The sequence below is a fragment of the Pseudomonas deceptionensis genome, assembly GCF_900106095.1.
GTDB lineage: Bacteria > Pseudomonadota > Gammaproteobacteria > Pseudomonadales > Pseudomonadaceae > Aquipseudomonas > Aquipseudomonas deceptionensis.
The window spans coordinates 1,223,903-1,247,908 of sequence record NZ_FNUD01000002.1 but is presented as its reverse complement, the minus strand read 5'-3'; the positions used below and the strand labels follow the sequence as shown (position 1 = coordinate 1,247,908).

At 60.0% G+C, this 24,006-nt stretch carries 20 protein-coding genes and 1 riboswitch; of the genes, 9 read left to right on the top strand and 11 right to left on the bottom strand.

The features are described from left to right. Nucleotides 1-36: 36 nt before the first annotated feature. The gene (locus BLW11_RS05590; protein ID WP_048361232.1) at nucleotides 37-1,443 is read right to left on the bottom strand and encodes an adenosylmethionine--8-amino-7-oxononanoate transaminase; all 1,407 of its coding nucleotides are present in this window, start codon (nucleotides 1,441-1,443) and stop codon (nucleotides 37-39) included. 277 nt (nucleotides 1,444-1,720) lie between these two features. Between BLW11_RS05590 and BLW11_RS05585 the strand changes: the two genes are divergently transcribed. Both BLW11_RS05585 and BLW11_RS05580 read left to right on the top strand, forming a co-directional pair. Beyond that, nucleotides 1,721-2,272: a cytochrome b gene (locus BLW11_RS05585; protein WP_048361233.1), complete on the top strand. Its 552-nt coding sequence runs from the start codon at nucleotides 1,721-1,723 to the stop codon at nucleotides 2,270-2,272. Between the two features lie 32 nt (nucleotides 2,273-2,304). Continuing rightward, nucleotides 2,305-2,880, top strand: coding sequence for a YceI family protein (locus BLW11_RS05580; protein WP_048361234.1), 576 nt, complete (start codon nucleotides 2,305-2,307; stop codon nucleotides 2,878-2,880). Between the two features lie 63 nt (nucleotides 2,881-2,943). On the opposite strand, the gene rhlE2 is transcribed toward BLW11_RS05580, so the two are convergent. From rhlE2 to ahcY, 3 genes are all read right to left on the bottom strand, one after another. Next, nucleotides 2,944-4,803, bottom strand: coding sequence for an RNA helicase RhlE2 (gene rhlE2, locus BLW11_RS05575; RefSeq protein WP_048361235.1), 1,860 nt, complete (start codon nucleotides 4,801-4,803; stop codon nucleotides 2,944-2,946). Between the two features lie 388 nt (nucleotides 4,804-5,191). Continuing rightward, nucleotides 5,192-6,037: a methylenetetrahydrofolate reductase [NAD(P)H] gene (metF, locus tag BLW11_RS05570; RefSeq protein WP_048361236.1), complete on the bottom strand. Its 846-nt coding sequence runs from the start codon at nucleotides 6,035-6,037 to the stop codon at nucleotides 5,192-5,194. Nucleotides 6,038-6,140: 103 nt separating this feature from the next. Then, nucleotides 6,141-7,550, bottom strand: a complete 1,410-nt coding sequence (gene ahcY, locus BLW11_RS05565; protein ID WP_048361237.1) for an adenosylhomocysteinase — start codon at nucleotides 7,548-7,550, stop codon at nucleotides 6,141-6,143. A gap of 22 nt (nucleotides 7,551-7,572) precedes the next feature. After that, nucleotides 7,573-7,679, bottom strand: a riboswitch (S-adenosyl-L-homocysteine riboswitch). A 184-nt stretch (nucleotides 7,680-7,863) separates the two neighbouring features. Here ahcY and BLW11_RS05560 point away from each other — a divergent pair. Together BLW11_RS05560 and BLW11_RS05555 are read left to right on the top strand one after the other, a co-directional pair. Then, on the top strand, nucleotides 7,864-8,253 hold the full coding sequence (locus BLW11_RS05560; protein WP_048361238.1) for an acyl-CoA thioesterase: 390 nt from the start codon (nucleotides 7,864-7,866) through the stop codon (nucleotides 8,251-8,253). A 198-nt stretch (nucleotides 8,254-8,451) separates the two neighbouring features. Further along, the gene (locus BLW11_RS05555; protein WP_048361239.1) at nucleotides 8,452-9,291 is read left to right on the top strand and encodes a formate/nitrite transporter family protein; all 840 of its coding nucleotides are present in this window, start codon (nucleotides 8,452-8,454) and stop codon (nucleotides 9,289-9,291) included. Nucleotide 9,292: 1 nt separating this feature from the next. On the opposite strand, the gene trhA is transcribed toward BLW11_RS05555, so the two are convergent. From trhA to pilG, 7 genes are all read right to left on the bottom strand, one after another. Beyond that, nucleotides 9,293-9,910, bottom strand: a complete 618-nt coding sequence (gene trhA / locus BLW11_RS05550; RefSeq protein WP_048361240.1) for a PAQR family membrane homeostasis protein TrhA — start codon at nucleotides 9,908-9,910, stop codon at nucleotides 9,293-9,295. A 221-nt stretch (nucleotides 9,911-10,131) separates the two neighbouring features. Further along, complete coding sequence (locus BLW11_RS05545) at nucleotides 10,132-10,587, bottom strand: chemotaxis protein CheW (protein ID WP_048361241.1); 456 nt, start codon at nucleotides 10,585-10,587, stop codon at nucleotides 10,132-10,134. Continuing rightward, complete coding sequence (locus BLW11_RS05540; RefSeq protein WP_048361242.1) at nucleotides 10,580-16,498, bottom strand: Hpt domain-containing protein; 5,919 nt, start codon at nucleotides 16,496-16,498, stop codon at nucleotides 10,580-10,582. Before BLW11_RS05540 ends, BLW11_RS05545 begins: the two co-directional genes overlap by 8 nt. Nucleotides 16,499-16,525: 27 nt before the next feature. Further along, nucleotides 16,526-18,583 carry a methyl-accepting chemotaxis protein gene (locus tag BLW11_RS05535; RefSeq protein ID WP_048361243.1) on the bottom strand — a complete coding sequence of 686 codons (2,058 nt, stop codon included), beginning with the start codon at nucleotides 18,581-18,583 and terminating at the stop codon, nucleotides 16,526-16,528. Nucleotides 18,584-18,636: 53 nt separating this feature from the next. Beyond that, on the bottom strand, nucleotides 18,637-19,176 hold the full coding sequence (locus BLW11_RS05530) for a chemotaxis protein CheW (protein WP_048361244.1): 540 nt from the start codon (nucleotides 19,174-19,176) through the stop codon (nucleotides 18,637-18,639). A gap of 10 nt (nucleotides 19,177-19,186) precedes the next feature. Next, on the bottom strand, nucleotides 19,187-19,564 hold the full coding sequence (gene pilH / locus BLW11_RS05525; RefSeq protein WP_048361245.1) for a twitching motility response regulator PilH: 378 nt from the start codon (nucleotides 19,562-19,564) through the stop codon (nucleotides 19,187-19,189). Nucleotides 19,565-19,605: 41 nt separating this feature from the next. Further along, nucleotides 19,606-20,013, bottom strand: a complete 408-nt coding sequence (pilG, locus tag BLW11_RS05520; RefSeq protein WP_048361246.1) for a twitching motility response regulator PilG — start codon at nucleotides 20,011-20,013, stop codon at nucleotides 19,606-19,608. A 247-nt stretch (nucleotides 20,014-20,260) separates the two neighbouring features. Here pilG and gshB point away from each other — a divergent pair, with 247 nt between their 5' ends. From gshB to pyrR, 5 genes are all read left to right on the top strand, one after another. After that, nucleotides 20,261-21,214, top strand: coding sequence for a glutathione synthase (gshB, locus tag BLW11_RS05515; protein WP_048361247.1), 954 nt, complete (start codon nucleotides 20,261-20,263; stop codon nucleotides 21,212-21,214). Nucleotides 21,215-21,290: 76 nt separating this feature from the next. Continuing rightward, entirely contained in the window at nucleotides 21,291-22,190 is a 900-nt protein-coding gene (locus tag BLW11_RS05510) for an energy transducer TonB (RefSeq protein ID WP_048361248.1), read from the top strand. A 209-nt stretch (nucleotides 22,191-22,399) separates the two neighbouring features. Next, nucleotides 22,400-22,972 (top strand): YqgE/AlgH family protein, encoded by a 573-nt coding sequence (locus BLW11_RS05505; RefSeq protein ID WP_048361249.1) that lies wholly within the window; start codon nucleotides 22,400-22,402, stop codon nucleotides 22,970-22,972. Beyond that, nucleotides 22,972-23,412: a Holliday junction resolvase RuvX gene (gene ruvX, locus BLW11_RS05500; RefSeq protein WP_048361250.1), complete on the top strand. Its 441-nt coding sequence runs from the start codon at nucleotides 22,972-22,974 to the stop codon at nucleotides 23,410-23,412. Before BLW11_RS05505 ends, ruvX begins: the two co-directional genes overlap by 1 nt. Before the next feature lie 83 nt (nucleotides 23,413-23,495). After that, on the top strand, nucleotides 23,496-24,002 hold the full coding sequence (pyrR, locus tag BLW11_RS05495; protein ID WP_048361251.1) for a bifunctional pyr operon transcriptional regulator/uracil phosphoribosyltransferase PyrR: 507 nt from the start codon (nucleotides 23,496-23,498) through the stop codon (nucleotides 24,000-24,002). The last annotated feature ends 4 nt before the right edge of the window (nucleotides 24,003-24,006 follow it).

The window sequence follows — 24,006 nt, the reverse complement described above, 5'->3', positions numbered from 1 at the left end:
GGCTCGCTCCCACTGGAGATTCAGGGTGTGCCCCGGTTAGCCCGGGTCACGGAAGTCTGGATGGAAGTTCGAAGGCACGGCCACGCTGATATCGTTGCGGGTCGCAATATCGATGCCTTCACTGGCCACTTCGGCCAAAAAGTCGATCTGCTCCGGGGTAATCACGTAAGGCGGCAAGAAATACACCACGCTGCCCAGCGGACGCAACAGCGCACCACGCTCCAGTGCATGCTGGAAAACTTTGAGCCCTCGACGCTCCTGCCATGGGTAAGCGGTTTTGCTGGCCTTGTCCTGAACCATTTCGATGGCCAAAACCATACCGGTCTGGCGCACTTCAGAGACATGGGGATGGTCAACCAAATGCGCGGTCGCACTGGCCATGCGCTGAGCCAGCGCCTTGTTGTTCTCGATCACGTTGTCTTCTTCGAAGATATCCAACGTCGCCAAAGCCGCCGCGCAGGCCAGCGGATTGCCCGTGTAGCTGTGGGAATGCAGAAAGGCGCGCAAGGTCGGGTAATCGTCATAGAACGCGCTGTACACCTCGTCCGTGGTGACGCAGGCAGCCAACGGCAAATAGCCACCGGTCAGCGCCTTGGACAGGCACAGGAAGTCCGGGGTGATGCCTGCCTGCTCACACGCGAACATGGTCCCGGTGCGGCCAAAGCCCACCGCGATTTCGTCGAGGATCAGGTGAACGCCGTAACGGTCACAGGCTTCACGCAACAACGTGAGGTACACCGGGTGATACATGCGCATGCCGCCCGCGCCCTGGATCAACGGTTCGACAATTACTGCAGCAACGGTGTCGTGATGCTCGGCCAGGGTCTGCTCCATGGCCAGAAACATCGTGCGCGAGTGCTCTTCCCAGCTCACGCCCTCAGGGCGCAGGTAGCAATCGGGGCTCGGCACCTTGATTGTGTCGAGCAGCAAGGCTTTGTAGGTCTCAGTGAACAACGGCACGTCACCCACCGACATCGCCGCCATGGTTTCACCGTGGTAGCTGTTTGTCAGGGTTACAAAACGCTTTTTGTCCGGCTGGCCGCGATTGAGCCAGTAGTGAAAGCTCATCTTCAGCGAGACTTCGATGCACGACGAACCGTTATCGGCATAGAAACAGCGGGTCAGACCTTCAGGCGTCATCTTCACCAGTCGTTCGGACAGCTCAATCACCGGCTGATGACTGAACCCGGCAAGAATCACGTGCTCCAGCTGGTCGACCTGATCCTTGATGCGCTGGTTGATACGCGGGTTGCAGTGGCCAAACACATTGACCCACCAGGAACTCACCGCATCCAGGTAACGCTTGCCTTCGAAGTCTTCCAACCACACGCCTTCGCCGCGCTTGATCGGGATCAACGGCAGTTGCTCGTGATCTTTCATTTGGGTGCAGGGGTGCCATAACACGGCAAGGTCACGCTGCATCCATTGATTATTCAGGCCCATTTCCACTCTCCTGGCGCTGGCTCCCGGCGTGTGCGGGCAAACAATCGCGCAAGCCTAAGCAATGCGCGACCGTGTAACAACACATTACGATTTCAGGTATAGAACTTAAAGACGCTGGTCGGCCTGCAAGCGCGACATTAAATCTTGTTAACGTTTGCTTAATATCGGCCTCACAGGCTACAGATCGTATTTATCGATACCTTGCAGCAAAAAAATGCGCTTTCAATCGATAGGTAAACCATTAGTCTAAGACCCAAGTTCCTACAGGATGTTGGTCATGCAGCTACGTAACTCTTCTTCTCGCTATGGTGCGGTCAGCATCTTCATGCACTGGTCTGTTGCGTTGGCGGTGTTCGGGTTGTTCGCACTGGGTTTGTGGATGGTCGGTCTGGACTACTACAGCCCTTGGCGCAAAGAAGCGCCCGACCTGCATAAAAGCATTGGTCTGACGCTATTCGCTGTAATGCTGCTACGCGTTGTATGGATCTGGTTCAGCCCGGCACCACCGGCACTGGCCAGTTACAGCCGGGCAACACAAATCGGTGCCAAACTCGGGCATGGTTTTTTGTATCTGGGTTTGTTTGCCGTGATGATCGCCGGCTACCTGATTTCCACCTCTGAAGGCGTGGGGATCCCGGTTTTCGGTCTGTTTGAAGTACCTGCACTGATTTCCAACCTGCCCGACCAGGCTGATGTGGCAGGTGTCGTGCATCTGTGGCTGGCCTGGGCCGTGGTGGTTTTTGCCGGTTTGCATGGCCTTATCGCGTTGAAACACCACTTTATAGATCGTGATGCAACCCTGGTTCGTATGCTGGGGCGCAAAGCCTGATGCCCAACCTCAACTCAAAAGGAATAGAACGTATGTTGAAAAAGACCCTCGCTGCGCTGGCTCTCGGTACTGCACTGCTGACCGCAGGTCAGGCCATGGCTGCTGACTACACCATCGACAAGGAAGGCCAGCACGCCTTTATCGACTGGAAAGTCAGCCACCTGGGCTTCAGCTTCATTCACGGTACTTTCAAGGACTGGAGCGGCACGTTCTCGTGGGATGCTGCCAAGCCTGCCGACAGCAAAATTGACGTCACCCTGAAAACCGCAAGCCTGTTCTCCAACCACGCAGAACGTGACAAGCACATCGCCAGCAAAGATTTCCTGGACGTGAGCAAGTACCCGGAAGCGACCTTCAAGTCGACCAAGGTTGTACCGACTGGCGAGAAAACAGCTGACGTAACGGGTGACCTGACCCTGCACGGCGTGACCAAGCCAGTGACGTTCAAGGCAACGTTCAACGGCGAAGGCAAGGATCCGTGGGGCGGCGAACGCGCTGGCTTCAACGCGACCACGTCTGTGAACCTGAACGACTTCGGTATCAAGAGCCCGGGCGCAGACCAGACGCTGACCCTGGACATCTCGCTGGAAGGCGTGAAGGCCAAGTAATAACGCTTTTTTACGCTAAAAAAAACCCGGTCTCAGGACCGGGTTTTTTTATGCAGTGTTAACTCAGCGGTTGCGAGTCAACAGCGCAGGCTTTTCGCCACGAGGACGGTTCGGCAGTTGATCGAGCTGCTCAGGCGTCGGGAAGCGGTCGCTTTTCGACTCTTTGTGCATGATCTTCGGCTGATTCTCACGTGGGCCTTTAACCGCTGGCTCTTGACGGGCATCGTCACGAGCCGGACGGTTTTCGCGACGGGCCTGACCGTCACGTGGAGCGCCGCTGCGTGGGCCGCTGCGCTTGGCTGGCGGTGTGCCAGTGCTGGCGCCGGTGCCGGTACGCGGGGCGTTTTGACGGCCACCGGTACGCGCGGCGGGTGCTGCACCAGTACCCGTGCCCGCTGCCGGAGCGCCCGGACGGCGACCACGGCTCTGGTTGTTCTTGTTCTGGTACGGGCTGACGTAATCAGCGCGGTTACCAAAATTATCTACATCGTCATCACGGAACTCGTCCGGCGCGCGGTTGGCATTGGCTTCCGAGCGAGGAGCCGGCTGACGCTGTTCGCGGGCAGGCTGAGCTTCGCGTGGCTTTTGCTCACGAGCAGGACGCTCGCTGCGAGCAGCCGCTGGCTTCTCTTTGCTCTTTTCCTTGCCTTTGTCTTTACGACCGCCGCCACCGCCCGGGTTACCCGGACCGTCGCCGCGTGGGCCACGTGGCGGGTTGCGCGGGTTACGCACATCCGGACGCTCGCGCACTTCAGGCTTTTCGGCCTCAACGGTGCTGGAGTCAAAACCCATCAGGTCGCCATCAGCGATTTTCTGCTTGGTCATGCGCTCGATGCTTTTCAGCAGTTTTTCTTCGTCCGGAGCCACCAGCGAGATCGCCTCGCCCGAACGACCGGCACGGCCAGTACGGCCGATACGGTGAACGTAGTCTTCGTCGACGTTTGGCAGCTCGAAGTTGACCACGTGCGGCAGCTGATCGATATCCAGACCGCGAGCGGCGATGTCGGTAGCTACCAGAATGCGTACGGCACCGGCTTTAAAGTCGGCCAGGGCTTTGGTCCGTGCGTTTTGGCTCTTGTTACCGTGGATGGCCACAGCGCTGAGGCCGTGCTTGTCCAGGTATTCGGCCAAACGGTTGGCGCCGTGTTTGGTACGGGTGAACACCAGAACCTGTTCCCAGGCGCCTGCGGTGATCAAGTGCGCCAACAGGGCACGCTTGTGTGTGGCCGGCAGACGGAAAACACGCTGTTCGATACGCTCTACCGTGGTGTTCGGCGGCGTAACTTCGATGCGTTCCGGGTTGCGCAGCAGCTTGCCGGCCAGATCGGTGATGTCCTTGGAGAACGTCGCCGAAAACAGCAGGTTCTGACGCTTGGACGGCAGACGGGCGAGCACTTTCTTCACGTCGTGGACGAAGCCCATGTCGAGCATCCGGTCGGCTTCATCGAGCACCAGGATTTCAACGTGGGACAGGTCAACACTGCCTTGACCGGCCAGATCGAGCAAACGACCCGGGCAGGCAACCAGTACGTCAACACCGCGAGCCAGGGCTTGAACCTGCGGGTTGGTGCCAACACCGCCGAAAACGCAGGCGCTGACGAATTTCAAGTCGCGGGCATAGAGCTTGAAGCTCTCGTGCACCTGAGCGGCCAGTTCGCGAGTCGGGGTCAGGACCAGTACGCGTGGCTGGCGTGGGCCGTGGCGCTGGGATTTGTCCGGGTGGCCGTTGGGGAACAGCTTTTCCAGGATCGGAAGAGCGAAGCCGCCGGTTTTACCAGTACCTGTCTGAGCCGCAACCATCAGGTCGCGACCTTGCAACACGGCGGGAATGGCCCGCTGTTGCACCGGAGTAGGCTCGGTATAGCCCGCAGCTTCAATGGCGCGGACTAAAGCCTCGGAGAGACCGAGGGAAGCAAAGGACATGAGAAATCCTGTTCTAGTTAGGGCTTGGCCCAAAGGGATAGTCTTGCCTGGCGTGAATGGCGTTTAAGATGACGCAATCCCGTCCGGTCCTGCTCCAGTCCACAAGGCTCATTCGCACCGCTCGCGCGGGCAAGAGCTGCGCAGTAGCGGGGTTGAGTGACTTGTACAAGGACGAGCGGCCGGGCGTAAGCCTGGCGGAAAGCCCGGAGTATAACAGAGCAATCACGGCGCGCCGATTTCATGCTGCTGAACGGCTTTATAGAACCCCAAAACCCTGTAGCCGCTGCCGCAGGCTGCGATGGGCAGCGCAGCGGCCCCCCGCCTTGGATGCAAAGCGAAGGCCCTTCGGCCCTTATCGCAGCCTGCGGCAGCGGCTACACGTTCTGAATCAGCGCGGCAGCTTGAGGTTGTTCCAGATCGCCAGGCTCGGGTCGGCCTGGTTGAGGGTGTAGAAGTGCAGCCCCGGTGCGCCGCCAACCAGCAGGCGCTCGCACATTTCGCTGATCACCTGTTCGCCAAACGCCTGGATGCTCTGCGTATCGTCGCCATAGGCTTCAAGTTGCTTGCGGATCCAGCGCGGGATTTCAGCGCCGCAGGCGTCAGAGAAGCGCGCCAGCTTGCTGTAATTGGTGATTGGCATGATGCCCGGCACGACAGGAATCATCACGCCCGCAGCTTCCACGCGCTCGACAAAACGGAAGTAGCTGTCGGCGTTGAAGAAATACTGGGTGATCGCACTGTCGGCGCCAGCGTTGGCCTTGCGCACGAAGTTGTTGATATCGTCTTCGAAGTTGCGCGCTTGCGGGTGCATCTCCGGGTAAGCCGCCACTTCGATATGGAAGTGATCGCCGGTTTCTTCACGAATGAAGCTCACCAGGTCATTGGCGTAGCGCAACTCGCCGCTGGCCATACCCATACCCGAAGGCAGGTCGCCACGCAGTGCAACAATGCGCTTGATGCCCGCTGCCTTGTACTGGGCCAGCAGGCCGCGCAAATCGGCCTTGCTGTCACCCACGCACGACAAATGCGGAGCGGCAGGTACTTTTACTTCGCTCTCCAGCTGCAGCACAGTGTTGATCGTGCGGTCGCGGGTCGAGCCACCGGCACCGTAGGTGCAGGAGAAAAAATCCGGGTTGTAGGTCGCCAGTTGGCGAGCCGTGTTCATCAGTTTTTCATGTCCAGCATCGGTCTTGGTCGGGAAGAACTCGAAGCTGAAACGACGGTCTTGAGACATGGGAATACCCTTGCGTACGCGAAGGGGGGTTTATGGCGCCCCCTGACGCTGAACTCTCACACAAAAAAAAGGCGGTCAGTGCAAGCCTGACCGCCTTTTTTAATCAGTAGCGGTAAGCGTCTGGCTTGAACGGGCCTTCGACGGTCACGCCGATGTAGTCGGCCTGAGTCTTGGTCAGTTGCGTTACAACGCCACCGAAGCCGCGAACCATTTCCAGGGCCACTTCTTCGTCCAGCTTCTTCGGCAGAACTTCTACCGTCAGACGCTCGGCTTGCAGCTCGGCAGGCAGGTCAGCGTATTTCTGTGCGAACAGGAAGATCTGAGCCAGAACCTGGTTGGCGAACGAGCCGTCCATGATGCGGCTTGGGTGACCTGTGGCGTTGCCCAGATTAACCAGACGGCCTTCGGCCAGCAGGATCAGGTAGTCATCGTTCTGTGGGTCGAATTCGCCCAGGCCAGTACGGTGAACCTTGTGAACCTGTGGCTTCACTTCTTCCCATGCCCAGTTTTTGCGCATGAAAGCGGTGTCGATTTCGTTGTCGAAGTGACCGATGTTGCACACTACGGCGCGTTTTTTCAGCGCAGCCAGCATGTTCTTGTCGCACACGTTGACGTTACCGGTGGTGGTCACGATCAGGTCGATCTTGCCCAGCAGTGCCGCGTCGATGCTGGCAGCAGTACCGTCGTTCTGGCCGTTGATGAACGGCGAAACCACTTCGTAGCCGTCCATGCACGCTTGCATGGCGCAGATCGGGTCGATTTCCGACACTTTAACGATCATGCCTTCCTGACGCAGGGACTGAGCCGAACCCTTGCCCACGTCGCCGTAGCCGATGACCAGTGCTTGTTTGCCGGACAGCAGGTGGTCAGTACCACGCTTGATGGCATCGTTCAGGCTGTGACGGCAGCCGTACTTGTTGTCGTTTTTGCTTTTGGTAACCGAGTCGTTCACGTTGATCGCAGGGATCATCAGCTCGCCTTTGGCCAGCATGTCCAGCAGACGGTGTACGCCGGTGGTGGTTTCTTCAGTCACGCCGTGGATCTTTTTCAGCATGGCCGGGTATTTCTTGTGCAGCAGCTCGGTCAGGTCGCCGCCGTCGTCGAGGATCATGTTGGCGTCCCAAGGCTCGCCATCTTTGAGGATGGTTTGCTCAAGGCACCACTCGTACTCTTCTTCAGTCTCGCCTTTCCAGGCGAAAACCGCGATACCGGCAGCAGCGATCGCGGCAGCAGCCTGATCCTGAGTCGAGAAGATGTTGCACGAGGACCAACGCACTTCGGCACCCAGGGCAACCAGGGTTTCGATCAGTACGGCAGTCTGGATGGTCATGTGGATGCAGCCCAGAATCTTCGCGCCCTTGAGCGGTTGTTCTGCTGCATAACGGCGACGCAGACCCATCAGGGCTGGCATTTCGGACTCAGCGATGAAGGTTTCGCGACGGCCCCATGGGGCGAGGGACATATCAGCGACTTTATAGTCGGTAAAACCTGCAGGCGTGTTTACAGCGCTCATTAAGAGCCTCCATTCGTTTAATCGCGAATGGGCGCCGTTGTGCGTTTAGTGCCTGAACAGGGAGCCCTGAACAAACAACGCCCCATCCGAGCCTGACAGGTTGAACCTGCTGCAGCGCCCCTCGGACAGGTGGCGGGAACGGTACTGGGTAAATATGACCGTTTTGAAGCGGTGCTGATTATAGCCATCCGGCCGGTTCTTCCCAAGGCTTTTTCAATTGCCTTATCGAGACCATAGTCCAAGGCTAATAGAGCTAAGCGCTGTGGTCTGCCATCATGACCAGTAACTAATGGAACGACGGTCAGGAGCGAATATGAATTTTCACACCCGCAAATGGGTTAAACCTGAAGACCTCAACCCCAACGGCACCCTGTTCGGTGGCAGCCTGCTGCGCTGGATCGACGAAGAGGCCGCGATCTACGCCATCGTCCAGCTGGGCAACCAGCGCGTGGTGACCAAGTACATCTCCGAAATCAACTTTGTCAGCGCCTCACGCCAGGGCGACATCATCGAGCTGGGCATCACCGCCACCGAGTTCGGCCGCACCTCGATCACGCTGACCTGCGAAGTGCGCAACAAGATCACCCGCAAAAGCATCCTGACCGTCGACAAAATGGTCTTCGTCAACCTGGGCGAAGACGGCCTGCCGGCGCCGCACGGGCGTACTGAAATCAAATACGTCAAAGACCAGTTTCAGGACTGACAACCGGGTTTGATGCCTGACTTGTAGCCGCTGACGAGGTACGAGGCTGCGACGGACTGCGAAGCGGCCCCGTTGTTGCAGAGTGAAGCGAAGGTCCTTTGGCCCTTGTCGCAGCCTGCGGCAGCGGCTGCAGGCTTTGAGTGAACAGCTACAGTCCATGCGTGTCGTACCTTTACACACGCAACGGTCATGAAGCTCATGGATACCAAAAAGTCCGGCAAAACCCCCAACCTGTCGGCTGAAGAAGAGCACGACGTCACCAAAAACCAGCCACCGCGTGCAGCGGTCTTGCACGAAATCATCCGCTTGCAGGGCGACCAGGAACTGGAGCGCAGCATCGCCGCCTTGTTCTGGTCAGCGCTGGCCGCCGGGCTCACGATGGGCCTGTCGCTTATGGCCATGGGCTTGCTCAACTCGCGCCTGCCCAGTGGCGAAGCCTTCAAGGTCATTGCCAGCTTCGGCTACTGCGCAGGTTTTTTGGCCGTCATCCTTTCCCGCCAGCAACTGTTCACCGAAAACACCCTCACTGCCGTATTGCCGATTATGAGCAAACCCACGCTGAGCAATTTCGGGCGGCTGTTCCGATTGTGGGCCGTGGTGCTGGTGGGCAACCTGATCGGCACCTTGCTGGTGGCTTATGTGATGTTGCACCTGCCGATCTTCGACACCCAGACCGACAAGGCCTTTCTGGAAATAGGGCACAAGGTCATGGAAAACGACGTCAGTCAGATGTTTTCCAAGGGCATCATCTCAGGCTGGATGATCGCGACGATGGTGTGGATGATCCCGTCCATGGAAAGCGCCAAGATGTGGATCATTATCCTCATCACCTACCTGATGGCCCTGGGGGACTTCACCCACATCGTGGTCGGTACGGCCGAAGTGTCGTATCTGGTGTTTGCGGGCGAACTGCCATGGAAGGACTTCTGGCTGATATTTGCCGGCCCGACCCTGGCCGGCAATATCATCGGTGGCAGCTTTATTTTTGCCCTGATCAGTCACGCGCAAGTTCGCAGTGACACTAAAAAATTGCCCTGAATCAGATCACATAATGCGCGATGGCCACAAAGTGCAGCAGGCTGCCGGCAATCACGAACAGGTGCCAAATGCCGTGGGCGTGGCGCAGGCGGTGGTCCAGGGCAAAAAAGATAATCCCCACGGTGTACATCACCCCGCCCGTGGCCAGCCAGATAAAGCCGGCGGTGCCCAGTGCCGCCAGCAACGGCTTGACGGCCACCAGCACAATCCAGCCCATCACCGCGTAAATCACGATGGACAGAATGCGCGCCTCGGAGCGCGGCTTGATCTCTTGCAGCATGCCGATCACCGCCATGCCCCACACGATCCCGAACAGCGACCAACCCCAGGGCCCGTGCAACGTGACCAGGCAAAACGGCGTGTAACTGCCGGCGATCAGCAGGTAAATCGACAGATGATCGAACTTCTGCATGATCACCTTCGAGCGCCCGCGCACGCTGTGGTACACGGTTGAAACGCTGTACAGCAACACCAGCGTGACGCCATAAATCGCCACACTCACAATCTTCTGCGGGCTGCCATCGAGGCACGCCATCACCAATAACCAAATACTGCCCACTGTGGCTGCAACAGCCCCCAGCAGGTGAGTCCAGGCGTTAAGTTTTTCGCCGTGATACATGTGCAACATCCTCAAGAACTGATTGTGCGACTGCGTCACTTTGATAGGAGATAAGGGTCAAGGTTGCGAACTTAAAGGGCAATGCCACGTTCGTCGACAGCACCATCTGCACAAAACGTGTAGCCGCTGAGGAGCGTAGCGAGGCTGCGACAAGGGCCGAAGGACCTTCATCATACCTGGGCCGCTTCGCCGCCCATCACAGCCCCGCCCCTCGTCAGCGGCTACAAGGCGCTCTCCCCGCGTACCAACCTCTCCAGCGCCAGCAAGTCCGGGATCTTCGCCACGTGGTCGCCCACCTGCACCGCCGCGCGCTCCAGCGGGCATAGCGGCACGTCGACAAAACTCAGTTGGCTATCGAGCCGGTAGGAGCGCGGGATGCCTTGCACCACCATGGCGATAAATTTGAGCCGGGGATCGCCGCCCAAGGTGTTAAGCACCACGATGCGCGCCCGCTCGCCTATCACGATGGGGCTGCCACAGGCCGCTTCAAAGCTGATCAGCGGCAGTTGGTGGTCGCGCCAGGTGATCTGGCGCAGGTGCCAGGGCGGGGAGTCGCTGCTGGGGTCGCCGCGCTGCCAGCCGATCAGTTCGGCAATCGCAACGTTGGGCAACAACAGATAGCGATCCGCCAGGGGGAGCAACAGGCCGGTCAGGCTGCCCACGCGATGGTCAAGCATGGAAATTGCTCCAGTAGGCGATGCGTTCCAGCAACACCGACTCTTGATACGGTTTGCCCAGGTAGTCGTTGACGCCAATGGCCATCGCCCGGTTCTGGTGTTTCTGCCCGGTGCGCGAGGTGATCATGATGATCGGCAGGTCTTTGAGGCGCGGGTCGTTGCGCACGCGGGTGGCGACTTCGAAGCCGTCCATGCGCGGCATTTCAATGTCCAGCAGCATCAGGTCGGGGATGTGCTCTTCCAGCACGCTCATGGCATCCACCCCGTCTTTGGCCGTGATGACGTTCATGCCGTTGCGTTCCAGCAGACGGCTGGTGACTTTGCGCACGGTGACCGAGTCATCGACCACCAGTACCAGCGGCGGGCGTACGGCCGGGGTGAACTCCAGCGCCCCGACCGCCTCGTGATGCGCCCGCTGTAGCGGCTGTCGCGCTTGGTGGGCACGAATATAGGCCATCAGATCGAGGATCAGCACCACCCGGCCATCCCCCAGAATGGTTGCACCCGACAACCCTTGAACCCCGGTAAATTGCGGGCCGAGGCTTTTGACCACGATCTCGCGTGAGCCCGCCAGGGCGTCGACTTGCAACGCCACGCGCTGATCCTGGCAATGCACCAGCAACACCGGCAAGGAATGACTCTCGCCCACGAGCTTGGGTTTGCCCACGGTTTGCAACAGCTCGCCTAGGTAACGCAATTCGTAGGTTTGCCCGCCGTAGTGATACAGCGGCGGGTTGAGCTGGTAATAGCCTTCCAGCTCGTTGGGCATCACGCGCACGATGCCTTCGACGGTGTCGAGCGCGATGGCGTATTGCTCGTCAGCGCATTGCACCATCAATGCGCGGTTGAGCGAGACACTGAACGGCAGGCGAATCTGGAAGTGCACACCCTGCCCGGCCACCGAGTCGATGGTCATGCTACCGCCCAGCTGGCGCACTTCTTCGTGAACCACGTCCATGCCGACGCCGCGCCCGGAGATCTGGGTGATTTTTTCTGCGGTGGAGAACCCCGGCTGCAAGATGAACTGCAACACCTCGCGGTCGCTGGCCGGCGCATCGGGGTCCAGCAGACCGCGCAAAATGGCTTTGCGGCGCACGGCTTCAAGGGGCACGCCGGCGCCATCGTCACGCATGTCGAACACCACGTCGCCGCCCTCATACGACAGTTCCAGGCTGATCAGGCCGCGCTCCGGCTTGCCACTGGCCTGGCGGATGCCGGCGGGCTCGAGGCCGTGGTCGACGGCGTTGCGCAACATGTGTTCCAGCGGCGCAACCATGCGCTCCAGAACGTTGCGGTCGATTTCGGCTTCGGCATTGATCACGCTGAACTCAACCTGCTTGCCCAGTTCGCTGGCAACCTGGCGCACGACGCGTTTGAGGCGCGGCAACACACGCTCGAACGGCACCATGCGCGTGCCCATGAGGCCTTCTTGCAACTGGGTGTTCACCCGGGCCTGTTTTTGCAGCAGGCCATGGGCATCACTGGTACGCGCCGCCAGTGTGGCCTTTAGGTCGAGCAAGTCCGAGGCTGATTCAAACAAGGCGCGGGACAGTTGCTGCAGCAGGGAATGGCGGTCCATTTCCAGCGGGTCAAATTCGTCGTAGGCCACACCGTCGGCTTCGGTGTGCGGGCGGCTGTGCAGGCGGCCCTGGGTTTCGCTGTCGAGCCGGCGCAGTTGATCCTGCATCCGCTCAAGCGTGGTCTGCATTTCGTTGAGGGCAACCTGGCCGTCGTTGACCTGCTGCTCAATGCGCCCCCGGATGATGGAGGCTTCACCCGCCAGGTTGACCAGGTCTTCCAGCAACTCGGCCGGCACCTTGAGGGTGTCCAGCCCGGTGCGTTCACCTTCGGCCAATTGCCCGCCAGCAGGCTCAGGCTTGTGCGGCGCCGGGGGCTGTGTGCTGGCGGCTGCCTCCTGGCGGGTGTTGCGTTCAATCTGGCGGATCTGTTCGATCAGCGCCTGGGGCGAAGGCAACGGCTGGCCGCTGCGCATCGCATCGAACATTTGCGCAAGCTGGTCGTGGCAGCGCTGCAACAACAGAAACAGTTCGGCGCTGGGCGCCAGAAACCCTACGGAGATGTCTTCGAAGAGGGTTTCAAGTTCGTGGGCAAAGTCGCCAATGGCGGCAACCTCAACCATGCGCGCACCGCCTTTGAGGGTGTGCAGGTCCCGCAGCAGGTTTTCGACCTCAAGGTGGTTCTGCGGGTCGGCTTGCCAGCGCAACAGGGCCGCACCGGAGCTTTCGAGAATGTCGAAGGCTTCATCCAGGAAGATGTCCTGCAGTTCCCGGTCGCCACCGCTCTGCGCAACTTCAGGCTCAGACTCTGCCGCAATGCTGCCCGGCTCGGCAGGCGACTGGCTGTACAGACGAAACCCGCGAATGGCCTCGATCAGCTCATAAGGCTCGCGCAAGGGTTGCTGGTGCTGCAGTTGTTCGAGCATCACCGCCAGCTGTGCATGGCTGCGCTCAAGCAAGTGGCCCAGGGCCGGGCTTTCATTCAAGCGCCGGTCCAGCAGGCCCTCGTACAGATGCTCCAGTTCATGGGCCAGTTCGGCAATCGGCTCGATCCCGGCCATGCGCGCACCGCCCTTGAGGGTGTGCAAATCGCGCTGCAAGGAAGACAACGAAGCCTGACTGTCAGGAGCGCTCAGCCAGCGCTGCAGGCTCTGCCCGGCGCTTTCAAGAATATCCACCGCCTCTTCGAGGAAGATCTCGACGATTTCCTCGTCGTATTCATCATCCTGGCCGCCCCCCAACTGCTCGGTGGCGGCCCCCAGCTCGGTGATGTCCAGGGTCTGGCCGCCATCACGGCGAATCAGCCCCGTGGCATCAGGTGCCAACCCTTCATGCAGCAACGCGTGCAAGGCGTGGATCAACTTGGGTTGCGGGGTGATTTCCTGTCCCGCAGCCAGTTGATCGAGCATGTTGATCAGCCCTTCCTGGGCGTCATCGGCGGCCTGAAAAAATCGTTCACTGGCCGCCAGGCTGCTTTCTTCAACGGCGCCATACAGGTCGAGCAAGGCTTCACACAGCGCATCAATGGGCTGCAAGCCCAGCAGGTGCGCGGACTCGGCCAAGGTGGTCAGCTCGTTCAACAGGGTGTCGAGCCCGTCGCGCTGATGGGGGTTCTGCTGCCAGTTTTTCAGCAGGTCTTCGGCATCAAACAGGATGTCCATGCTCTGGGCCAGAAACTCGCTGATACGCTGTGGATCGCGCTTGGCCACCCAGTGGCTCGCAGGGGCATTGAGCAAGGCTTCCAGGCGCCTGGCGATCAGTTGCTCAGTGCGTTCAATCAAGGAACGGGCACCGTGGATCTCGGCCAGCGGATCAAGGTCCAGTTGCTTGAGACCACGATGCAGCAGGCCGTCGGCCTCCAGCAGCAACTCGATTTCATCCTGCCCCAAGGTAATGTTATGGGCCTTGTACTCACGCACCAGGTGATCCATCGCCGCGGCAAGTTCGGCCATGCGCACCACGCCCGCCATGTGCGCGCTGCCTTTGAGGGTGTGCATGGCCAGTTGCAAGTCATCACTGGCGTACAGCGGCAATTGCTCGTGGGCCTGGTCCAGAAAACGGTCAAGACGTTCGAGGTGGGCCTGGGCCTCCTGCCGGAAGATATCCAGCAACTGCGGGTCGAAGCTGTTGGTGTCCCGGGCGATCAGCAGCGGCTGCGGCTCACCCTTGGCCAGGCGCTGTGCCCGCACGGCCAACTGGTCGACGTCTTCACGCTGACGCTGGCTTTGCTCGGCAAACGCCTGGATCAGCTCCGGCAGCATCACCAACGCGTCTTCCAGCAACTGATAGGTCTGCGGCCCCGGCGCCACGCTGCCTTCGATCACTCGATTCAGCAGGTTCTCCACCGCCCACGCCAACTCGGCCAGAACCAGGGCCCGCACCATTCGCCCGCTGCCCTTGAGGGTATGAAAGCCGCGCCGCAGCTCTGCCAGTGCGGCGCTGTCCGCAGGGTTGGCCACCCATTGCGGCAAGTAATCGTGCAGCGTGATCAGTACTTCGTCAGTTTCTTCCAGAAAGACTTCCAGCAACTCTTCATCCACCGGGTCTTCATCCACCGGCGGCGGCAACAAGCTGGTGGGCATGTGTTGCGCGGGCGGATTAAGCACCGACAACGGGCTGGCCAACACCTCGGCCAGGCTCTGCTCGTCTTCGGGGCCATCGAGTGGCGGCGGGGCCTGCTGCACCAGCACATCGTCAAGCAACGGTTGCTGGCTCCGGGCCGGGGCGTACCCCAGCGCCTTCAGGCTGTCTGCGGCTCGATCCAGCACCCGCTCACCCGCGGCACCGGGGTCCAGGGCCAGACGCTCCAGGTAGTACTCGATGCTGATCAGCGCATCGGCCAAGTGGTCCAGCTGCTGAGCCGTGGGGGTAGCCGCTCCCAGCAGCACGTGCTCACCCAGATAGTCATGGCAGGCTTGCAGCAAGCTGGCGGCGCGGCTCAGCGGGATCATCGCCAATGCACCGCGGATTTGCGTCAGCAGTCCGGGCACGGGCTGCAAGTGCTGGAGGTCGCGGTCCGCCGCCAGATAGTCGGTGATCAGGTCTTTGACTTCTTCCAGACCGATCCGCGATTCCTTGATCACCAACTGATGGATTTGCATCAGGTCGGTGGTGGGCAAGCGGCTCTCTTCGCGCTGCGAAGGCTCAACGCTGCCGACCATGCCCGCCAGTGTGGCTTCGACGTAGAGCAGGGCCGCCGCGACGTCCATCAACACCGCATCAGTGGGTTCGCGCTGACCCTGGGCCATGCTCTGCACCACTGCCAATTGGTCGATGATCACTTTACGCGGCTGACCAAAACCCAGCACGGCCAGGGTATCGGCGATCTGGCGCAGGGGCGCCATCAGGCTGCTCAGCTCCGAGACGTGCGAGCGGTCGCTGCGCACAAACAGGTCAAGGCGCTCCTTGACCCGCACCAGTTCTTCGCACAATGCCGCCACAACAGAGCGCATCGCGTCGCGGTCAGGGCCGGCCAGCCGCGCCCGTTCTTCATCGACCATCGCCGCATCCGGCATGGCTTCATCCAGCTCGTAGTGGTTTTTCAGCGCAAGCATTTTCGAGGTCGGGTGCTCGGCCTTGGCGATGTAAAACAGCAGGCTGGTGAGCAGCTCTTCGGGCGCAGGCTGGTTGACAGCCACCATGCCCTGCTCCAGCAGACGCTTGAGTTCCTTGTCCGATTTTTTCAGCAGGCTGCGCAGGGCCGGGCTGTTGGGCACCCGGCCTTTGAACATGCCGTCCACCAGCGCCGCAGCGATTTTCCACAGGGCGTTGAGCGGCGAACCCTGGCACAGGGTTTGAAGTTGCGCGAACACACCGGCCATCTGCTCCAGATTGGCCTGCACCGCCTCCCCCCGTCGCAAACCCAGAAACGCGGCCTGCAAGGTGTGGCGCAGCGTGCGCAACTGACGCGGCAATTCAGCCGGCGCCAACCGGGCCAGCTCGGCCGCGCTCAGTGCGGGCAAGACCTGCAAGGGCGGGCTGAACAGGCTGGTTTCCGAGAGCAGTGCCTCGCCACGGGCGGTGCGCAAGTCGTTGAGCAACGGCAACACCACCAACGGCCAGTCCCGCCGGGCGCTGTGCACGCGGTCCAGGTACAAGGGCAATTGGCTGAAGGCTTGATGCAATAAACGCAGGGCTTCATCGAGCTGGCTGACGCGGCCCTGCTGCAGGGCAATCACCAGTTGCTCCATCTCTTCAGCCAGCAAGGCGGCACCGTAGAACTCGACCATCAGCAAGCTGCCATGCACTTGATGAATGCATGTCAGGCACTGCGCCAGCGTGTCGGCAGATGGCTGCTGCGCGTAGGCGTCCAGCGCCAGGGCGGCCTGTTTCAAGGTGTGGGCAATTTCGCCTTTAACCCACTCAAGGGCCACATAGTCGTGCCGGTCAACCATAACGACTCCAGTCAGAATTGCGCCGCACTACTTTGGCCCCTGGTCTTTTGACGGGGCGGGCAAGGTGAAGCCCGACACCGAACGCCGCAGCTGGCTGGCCATTTTGGCCAGGTTGCCAATGCTGTCTGCGGTTGCGGTGGAGCCGGACGAGGTTTGATTGGTGATTTGCTGAATCACGTTCATGGTCAAGGAAATCTGCGCGGCTGAGGTCGTCTGCTGTTGCGCCGCATTGGAGATGCTTTGAATCAGATCGGCGAGGTTTTGCGACACGCCTTCGATCTCTTCCAGCGCCACCCCGGCGTCATGGGCCAGGCGGGCACCACGCACCACTTCAGTAGTGGTTTGCTCCATGGAAATCACCGCCTCGTTGGTATCGGCCTGAATCGCCCGCACCAGGGTTTCTATCTGGCGCGTTGCAGCCGACGAACGCTCGGCCAGGCGCTGCACTTCGTCGGCCACCACGGCAAACCCGCGCCCGGCATCCCCGGCCATCGAGGCCTGAATCGCCGCGTTCAGCGCCAGAATATTGGTTTGGTCGGCAATGTCATCAATCAGGCTGACAATGTCGCCGATTTCCTGGGAAGACTCGCCCAAACGTTTGATCCGCTTGGCCGTGTCCTGGATCTGGTCGCGGATGTTGTCCATACCATGAATGGTGTTGTGCACTACTTCGTTGCCCTTGTTGGCAATGGCCACCGAACGCTCGGCCACCGCCGAAGATTCGGAAGCGTTGGCCGACACCTGGTCGATGGAGTGGGCCATTTGCTGGATCGCCCCCGACGCCTCGGCGATTTGCTGGGCCTGATGTTCTGAGGCCTCAGCCAACTGCATGGCGGTGGCCTGGGTTTCTTGCACGGCTGCTGCCACCTGGCCCGCAGTGAGGTTGATGGTCGCCACCAGCTCGCGCAACTGGTCGATGGAGTAGTTGATCGAGTCGGCGATGGCCCCCGTGAAGTCCTCCGTCACCGAGGCGGTCACGGTCAGGTCGCCATCGGCCAGGTCGGCAATCTCGTCCAGCAAACGCATGATCGCGGTCTGGTTACGCTCGTTCTTTTCGGCGGTTTCGCGCAGTTGCCGATTGGTTTCACGCACCATCACCAAGCCAATCAGGATGATCGATGCCAGGGCCAGCAAACCCAGTACATAGCCGCCGATAATGTCGAGTGAGCGCCCGCTGGCGAGGTTTTCAAAACCGTTGGCCAGGGTCGACGCTTCATCGAGCAGGGTTTGGGACAGGCTGAAAATGGTGTTCGCCGCCTCACGCACGTGAAACAGCTGCGGCGAGGTTTCGAGGATTTCATCCACCGAACCGGACACAAACTGGAACAGCTCCGAAATCTCCTGCAAGCGGGCCCGGGCGTCCTTGTCTTCGACCTGGGAAATCCTGAGCCCTTCATTGCCTTCGAGCATGCCGTTGAGCACTTGCCCGAAGCGATTGGCATCCCGCCCGAAGGCACCGGCCGCCTGGGCGGCATTTTCGTCGCCGGCCAGCACCGTATTGACCGCACCCAATATCCGCTCGGCCAACAACGACTGACGCTGGGCCAACGCCACCTGGCTGGCTGGTGCGCCACGCTGCAGGAGGATATCGACGACTTTCTCGTATTCGACCTGCAACTGCGGCACGGTCTCGGCCAGCGTCGCGGCCACCTGATGCAGCGACAGTACGGTTTGCTCACTGGCCAAAATGGCATTGACGTTGTTCAGCAGCAGCTCCCAGTCACGCTGAACGGCCTGCATTTCCTTGTGTACGGCTGGGGGCGCGGGGGGCAGGCCGGTGACCGGATCGCCTTTTTTCAGATAACCCCAGCGCTGGCTGAAATCGTTGCGCGCATCAATCAGCAGCTTGAACGCGGCGGCTTTACCGGCGGCGGCTTCAGTGGCGTTCTTGGCAATGCGCTGGGACAAGACGCGCAATTCACCCGCGTGGCTGATGTATTGCTTGTCGTAGTTGGACTGGGTATTGAGGTAAGCAAAGTTGGCGAACAACAGCATGATGAACACGATCAGGGCGATAAAAAGCACGATGATCTGCGAACGACTGCGCGACCCTTCCATTGGTTTAGCGGTATTGGCTGTGGTCATCGATCAGGTCCTGAGATCCCGTTTTAAAGCTGAAGGCAAACAGCGTTGCCGGCTCACACTGCCACCGCCCAGAACTGCGGCGCCCGGGCCAGGGCAAAGGGGCTGAACACCCACCAGGGGTGCTCTTCGGCAAAATGGCCCTGCACATAGGGCGCAAACATGGGGTGGGGCAATGCCTGCGTGCCAGTATTGAGGTCGGCGTGGGCGAAGTGCTGCATGCCCTGTACTTCATCGACCTGCAACCCGACAAACACGTCTTTGTATTCCAGCACCAGCACCCGGCGCTGTTTGCGCAAGGGCGACAGCTCAACCCCGAAAAAGCCGCACAGATCCATGATCGGCAGCAGTTGCCCGCGCAAATTGGCCACGCCCTTGACCCAGGGTTTTACCCCCGGCAACAAGGTGAACCGAGGCTCATGGAGGATTTCGGCAATTTCGCCCATCGGCGCCACAAAACAATGCTCGCCGATCCGAAAGCCGATACCGCTCCAGGTGTCGAGCTGCGCTTGCGCAGGCGCCAGGCCCGCCGCCAGCGATCGACAGCGCTGGTCGATTTCTAGCAGCAGTTCGAAGGCAGTCAGTGCGCCAGGCATAGGGTGGCCGTCATTTTGGAGGGTTTTCTTCCAGCACTTTCTTCACCTTCAGGATCAGCTTTTCTTCATCCACCGGCTTGGTCAGGTAGCCCTTGGCACCCTGGCGCTGTGCCCAGACCATGTCGGTTTCCTGGTCTTTGGTGGTCACGACGATCACCGGGATGTAGCTGGTTTCGGGGTCTTTGGTCAGTTGACGGGTGGCCTGAAAGCCATTGAGGCCCGGCATCACGATATCCATCAACACCACATCGGGTTTTTCCTGACGCGCCAGTGCGACGCCATCTGCGCCGTTTTCAGCCTTGAGTACTACATGGCCGTGCTTTTCCAGCATGCCGGTCAATTTGTACATTTCGGTCGGCGAATCATCGACGATCAGAATGCGAGCCATGGTGTTCCCCATTTATAAGATGATTAGCCGGCTGGCCGGGGTCATTGAGCAGTTTGTACGATATTGAAGGCTGGCACATGAGCCCTGATTGCGCTCAGCAGCTCATCGCGGCTGAAGGGCTTGGTCAAAAATTGATCAGAGCCCACAATCCGCCCCTTGGCCTTGTCGAACAGGCCGTCCTTGGACGACAGCATAATCACGGGGGTCGATTTGAATGCCCGGTTGCTCTTGATCAGTGCACAGGTTTGATAGCCATCCAGACGCGGCATCATGATGTCGACAAAGATGATGTGTGGATGATGGTCGACAATCTTGGCCAGCGCATCAAAACCATCGATGGCGGTAATGACTTCGCAGCCCACGTTTTTCAGCAGTGTTTCGGCGGTGCGGCGAATGGTTTTTGAATCGTCAATCACCATCACCTTCAAGGCGCTGGAATGCTTTTCCATATGTGCTCTACCATCGCCACGGCGACCCATTTTGTTACAACTATGCGGCCTAAAACCCCAACACCTTGATGGACAAGGGCTGCAAGTACTGTGCGAGCCTTTTTAGCACAGTCACGACCTTCAATCTATCGGAGGCCCCCAGGCAGTCTGGAGCAGGTGGTTTTTCCTTGACCGGGGCCACACTCAGCGCCACTCTGGCGCCACTTTTCAAAGCCTTTGCGCCCACTATTTATTTGAGGAATTAGCCATGAGCGTTCGAGTCGGGATTGTCATGGACCCCATTGCGGGCATCTCCTATAAAAAGGATAGCTCGCTGGCCATGTTGCTGGCCGCCCAGGATCGCGGCTGGACCCTGTTCTATATGGAACAGCAGGACCTTTACCTGAATGAAGGCAAGGCCCGCGCACGGATGAAGCCGCTCAAGGTGTTCGCCAACCCGGAAAAATGGTTTGAGCTGGACGCCGAGACCGACACGGCCCTGAGCGATCTGGACGTGATCCTGATGCGCAAGGACCCGCCCTTCGACATGGAGTTCGTGTACTCGACCTACTTGCTAGAGCAAGCCGAGCGCGATGGCGTGCTGATCGTCAACAAGCCGCAAAGCCTGCGCGACTGCAACGAAAAACTGTTCGCCACCCAGTTCACCCAGTGCACGCCACCGACCGTGGTCAGCCGCCGCGCCGATGTATTGCGTGAATTCGCAGCCAAACACGGCGACGTGATCCTCAAGCCGCTGGACGGCATGGGCGGGACGTCGATTTTCCGTCACCGGGTGGGCGATCCGAACCTGTCAGTGATTCTCGAAACCCTGACCGCCAACGGCACCCAACAGATCATGGCGCAAGGCTATTTGCCGGCAATCAAGGACGGCGACAAACGCATCCTGATGATCGACGGCGAGCCAGTTCCATACTGCCTGGCCCGCATTCCGGCAGCTGGCGAAACGCGCGGCAACCTGGCCGCTGGCGGCCGTGGCGAAGCCCGTCCGTTGAGCGACAAGGACCGCTGGATTGCCGCCCAGGTCGGCCCGACGCTGCGTGAAAAAGGCCTGCTGTTCGTTGGCCTGGACGTGATCGGCGAGCACCTGACGGAAATCAACGTCACCAGCCCGACCTGTATCCGCGAGATCGACAATGCGTTCGGCACCAATATCGGCGCCCTGCTGATGGACGCCATTGAGCGCAAGCTCGCCGCACGCTGATTGCAACCTCCAGAAAACGACCAACATTGCGCTATCATGCGCAGCCTGTGAAACCCGCGATGTTGGTCTTTTTGCCATGACACTCCCCAGCGACCTGCCCCCTGAGCTCAGCCATAAAGGCGTGCGCGCGGCCGATCGCCTGGGATTTACCCTGTTTATCGCAGCGTTGCTTCATATCGCGGTGATCGTGGGTGTGGGGTTCAGCATGAGCGAGCCCAAGCAGATCAGCAAAACCCTGGAGATCACCCTCTCCACCTTCAAAAGCGAAAAAGCCCCGGAAAAGGCGGACTTTCTAGCCAAGGACAACCAGCAGGGCAGCGGCACGCTGGACAAGAAAGCCGTGCCCAAGACCACTGAAATTGCGCCCTTCCAGGACAACATCGTAAAAAAGGTCACCCCGCCGCCTGCCGCCAGGCCCGAGCAGACCCAGGCCGCCCCCAAGGCCGCCGTGACCACGGTAGCGCCAACCCCGAAAAAAGCCCCGAGCCAGCCGCAAAAGGTCAAAACCGAAGCGGCGCCCAAGGCCAATATCCCGACGTTCGACAGCTCCCAGCTGTCCAGCGAGATTTCCAGCCTCGAAGCCGAACTGGCCAACGAGCAGCAGCTGTACGCCAAACGCCCGAAGATCTACCGCATGAGCGCGGCCTCGACCATGCGCGACAAGGGCGCCTGGTACAAAGAGGACTGGCGCAAGAAAATCGAGCGTATCGGCAACCTCAACTACCCCGAGCAGGCCCGCAGGGAAAAGATCTACGGCAAGCTGCGCCTGCTGGTGTCGATCAACCGCGATGGCTCGCTGCATGAAGTGCTGGTGCTTGAGTCCTCGGGGCAACCGCTGCTGGATCAGGCCGCGCAGCGCATCGTGCGCCTGGCCGCCCCCTTTGCACCCTTCACCGGCGACCTGTCAGATATCGACCGGCTGGAAATCATCCGCACCTGGAAATTCGCCCAGGGCGACCGGCTTTCCAGCAACTGAGATAAAACCTGTAGATACTCTGTTGCAGGCCAGCCCTATTGTGGGAGCGAGCCTGCTCGCGAACGACCTTCGCGAGCAGGCTCGCTCCCACAGTTGCCGTTTGATGGGGCGGGTCCTGCGGACCTTATCGCAGCCTTCGGCAGCGGCTACAAAGGCTTTTATCACTCGCCAACTTGTCAGTTCCGCTTGCCAGCGCCACACTAATACTCATGAAGAACCACGCCCCGACCTACCTCAAGCATCAATTCCTGATCGCCATGCCGCATATGGCTGACCCGAACTTTGCCCAGACCTTGACCTACATCGTCGAGCATACGGCCAATGGGGCCATGGGGCTGGTGGTCAACCGCCCGCTGGAGCTGAGCCTGGCGGATATTCTTGAGCAGTTGCGCCCGGAAAAACTCTCTTCGCCCCTCTGCCAGCACGTGCCGATTTATGGCGGTGGGCCGGTGATGATTGACCGTGGTTTTGTGCTGCACCCCTCGGGCATCAGCTTTGATGCCACGGCCGAGCTCGACGACGGGCTGGCCCTGAGCACGTCCGCCGATGTGCTGTTCAGTATTGCTGACGGGCGCGGCCCGCACCGCAGCCTGATTTGCCTGGGCTATGCCGGGTGGGAAGCCGGCCAACTGGAGGCCGAGCTGGTCGACAACGCATGGCTGACCTGCCCATATTCCGCCCACATTCTGTTTGAAACCCCAAGCGAGCTGCGCCTCGACGCGGCCGCCAAACACCTCGGAGTGAACCTCAATTTGCTAACCCGTCAAGCAGGCCATTCCTGATGGCCAGCCTTCGCTTACTGCTGGGCTTCGACTACGGCACACGATCCATCGGCGTTGCTGTCGGCCAGATGATTACCGGCCAGGCCCGCGAGCTGTGCAACTTGAAAGCCGAAAACGGCATCCCGAAATGGGAAGAGATCGAAAAACTGATCAAGGAATGGCAGCCCGACGCGATGGTGGTCGGCATGCCCCTGAACATGGACGGCACCCCGAGCGAGTTCTGCGCCCGGGCGCAAAAATTTGCCAACCGCCTCAATGGCCGTTTCAATCTGCCAGTGTTTACCCATGATGAACGCCTGACCACCTTCGAGGCCAAAGGCGAACGCCGGGCCCAGGGCGGCCAGCGCGGCACTTACCGCGACAACCCCGTTGATGCCATCGCCGCCAAACTGGTGCTTCAAGGCTGGCTCGACGCAAACCCGGTTCAATCCCAAGACTGACTCTGCGTTCGTATGAATGACGCGCCTCATTGTTTGCGCCCGCCGCTGCACACTCTGCTGCGCGGGCCTTTTAAGGAGCCACCATGATCCTGCCTGTCCCTGCTGAACTGATCTCTCAGATGGCCCTCGACCTCAAGGCCCATCTGGCCCGTCGCGGTATCACCGAGCCACGTTTTATCGGTATTCGCACCGGCGGTATCTGGGTTGCCCAGGCGCTGTTGCGCGCCCTGAACAGTGACGCACCGCTGGGCACACTGGACGTGTCGTTCTACCGAGATGACTTCAGCCAGAACGGCCTGCACCCGCAAGTGCGCCCTTCCGAGCTGCCGTTTGAAATCGAAAGCCAGCACCTGGTGCTGATCGACGATGTGCTGATGAGCGGTCGAACCATCCGCGCCGCACTCAACGAATTGTTCGACTACGGTCGTCCCGCCAGTGTGACCCTGGTCAGCCTTCTGGACCTGGACGCCGCCGAGCTGCCGATCCGCCCCGATGTGGTGGGGGCAACCTTGCCACTCAAACCGTCCGAGCGGGTAAAATTGTCCGGCCCGGAACCACTGACACTCGAACTTCAAGACCTCGCCCTCTAAGAGA

Excerpts from the sequence above, each read along its gene's own strand:
- BLW11_RS05590 (WP_048361232.1), bottom strand. The coding sequence starts at position 1,443 with ATGGGCCTGAATAATCAATGGATGCAGCGTGACCTTGCCGTGTTATGG.
- BLW11_RS05585 (WP_048361233.1), top strand. The coding sequence starts at position 1,721 with ATGCAGCTACGTAACTCTTCTTCTCGCTATGGTGCGGTCAGCATCTTC.
- BLW11_RS05580 (WP_048361234.1), top strand. The coding sequence starts at position 2,305 with ATGTTGAAAAAGACCCTCGCTGCGCTGGCTCTCGGTACTGCACTGCTG.
- rhlE2 (WP_048361235.1), bottom strand. The coding sequence starts at position 4,803 with ATGTCCTTTGCTTCCCTCGGTCTCTCCGAGGCTTTAGTCCGCGCCATT.
- metF (WP_048361236.1), bottom strand. The coding sequence starts at position 6,037 with ATGTCTCAAGACCGTCGTTTCAGCTTCGAGTTCTTCCCGACCAAGACC.
- ahcY (WP_048361237.1), bottom strand. The coding sequence starts at position 7,550 with ATGAGCGCTGTAAACACGCCTGCAGGTTTTACCGACTATAAAGTCGCT.
- BLW11_RS05560 (WP_048361238.1), top strand. The coding sequence starts at position 7,864 with ATGAATTTTCACACCCGCAAATGGGTTAAACCTGAAGACCTCAACCCC.
- BLW11_RS05555 (WP_048361239.1), top strand. The coding sequence starts at position 8,452 with ATGGATACCAAAAAGTCCGGCAAAACCCCCAACCTGTCGGCTGAAGAA.
- trhA (WP_048361240.1), bottom strand. The coding sequence starts at position 9,910 with ATGTATCACGGCGAAAAACTTAACGCCTGGACTCACCTGCTGGGGGCT.
- BLW11_RS05545 (WP_048361241.1), bottom strand. The coding sequence starts at position 10,587 with ATGCTTGACCATCGCGTGGGCAGCCTGACCGGCCTGTTGCTCCCCCTG.
- BLW11_RS05540 (WP_048361242.1), bottom strand. The coding sequence starts at position 16,498 with ATGGTTGACCGGCACGACTATGTGGCCCTTGAGTGGGTTAAAGGCGAA.
- BLW11_RS05535 (WP_048361243.1), bottom strand. The coding sequence starts at position 18,583 with ATGACCACAGCCAATACCGCTAAACCAATGGAAGGGTCGCGCAGTCGT.
- BLW11_RS05530 (WP_048361244.1), bottom strand. The coding sequence starts at position 19,176 with ATGCCTGGCGCACTGACTGCCTTCGAACTGCTGCTAGAAATCGACCAG.
- pilH (WP_048361245.1), bottom strand. The coding sequence starts at position 19,564 with ATGGCTCGCATTCTGATCGTCGATGATTCGCCGACCGAAATGTACAAA.
- pilG (WP_048361246.1), bottom strand. The coding sequence starts at position 20,013 with ATGGAAAAGCATTCCAGCGCCTTGAAGGTGATGGTGATTGACGATTCA.
- gshB (WP_048361247.1), top strand. The coding sequence starts at position 20,261 with ATGAGCGTTCGAGTCGGGATTGTCATGGACCCCATTGCGGGCATCTCC.
- BLW11_RS05510 (WP_048361248.1), top strand. The coding sequence starts at position 21,291 with ATGACACTCCCCAGCGACCTGCCCCCTGAGCTCAGCCATAAAGGCGTG.
- BLW11_RS05505 (WP_048361249.1), top strand. The coding sequence starts at position 22,400 with ATGAAGAACCACGCCCCGACCTACCTCAAGCATCAATTCCTGATCGCC.
- ruvX (WP_048361250.1), top strand. The coding sequence starts at position 22,972 with ATGGCCAGCCTTCGCTTACTGCTGGGCTTCGACTACGGCACACGATCC.
- pyrR (WP_048361251.1), top strand. The coding sequence starts at position 23,496 with ATGATCCTGCCTGTCCCTGCTGAACTGATCTCTCAGATGGCCCTCGAC.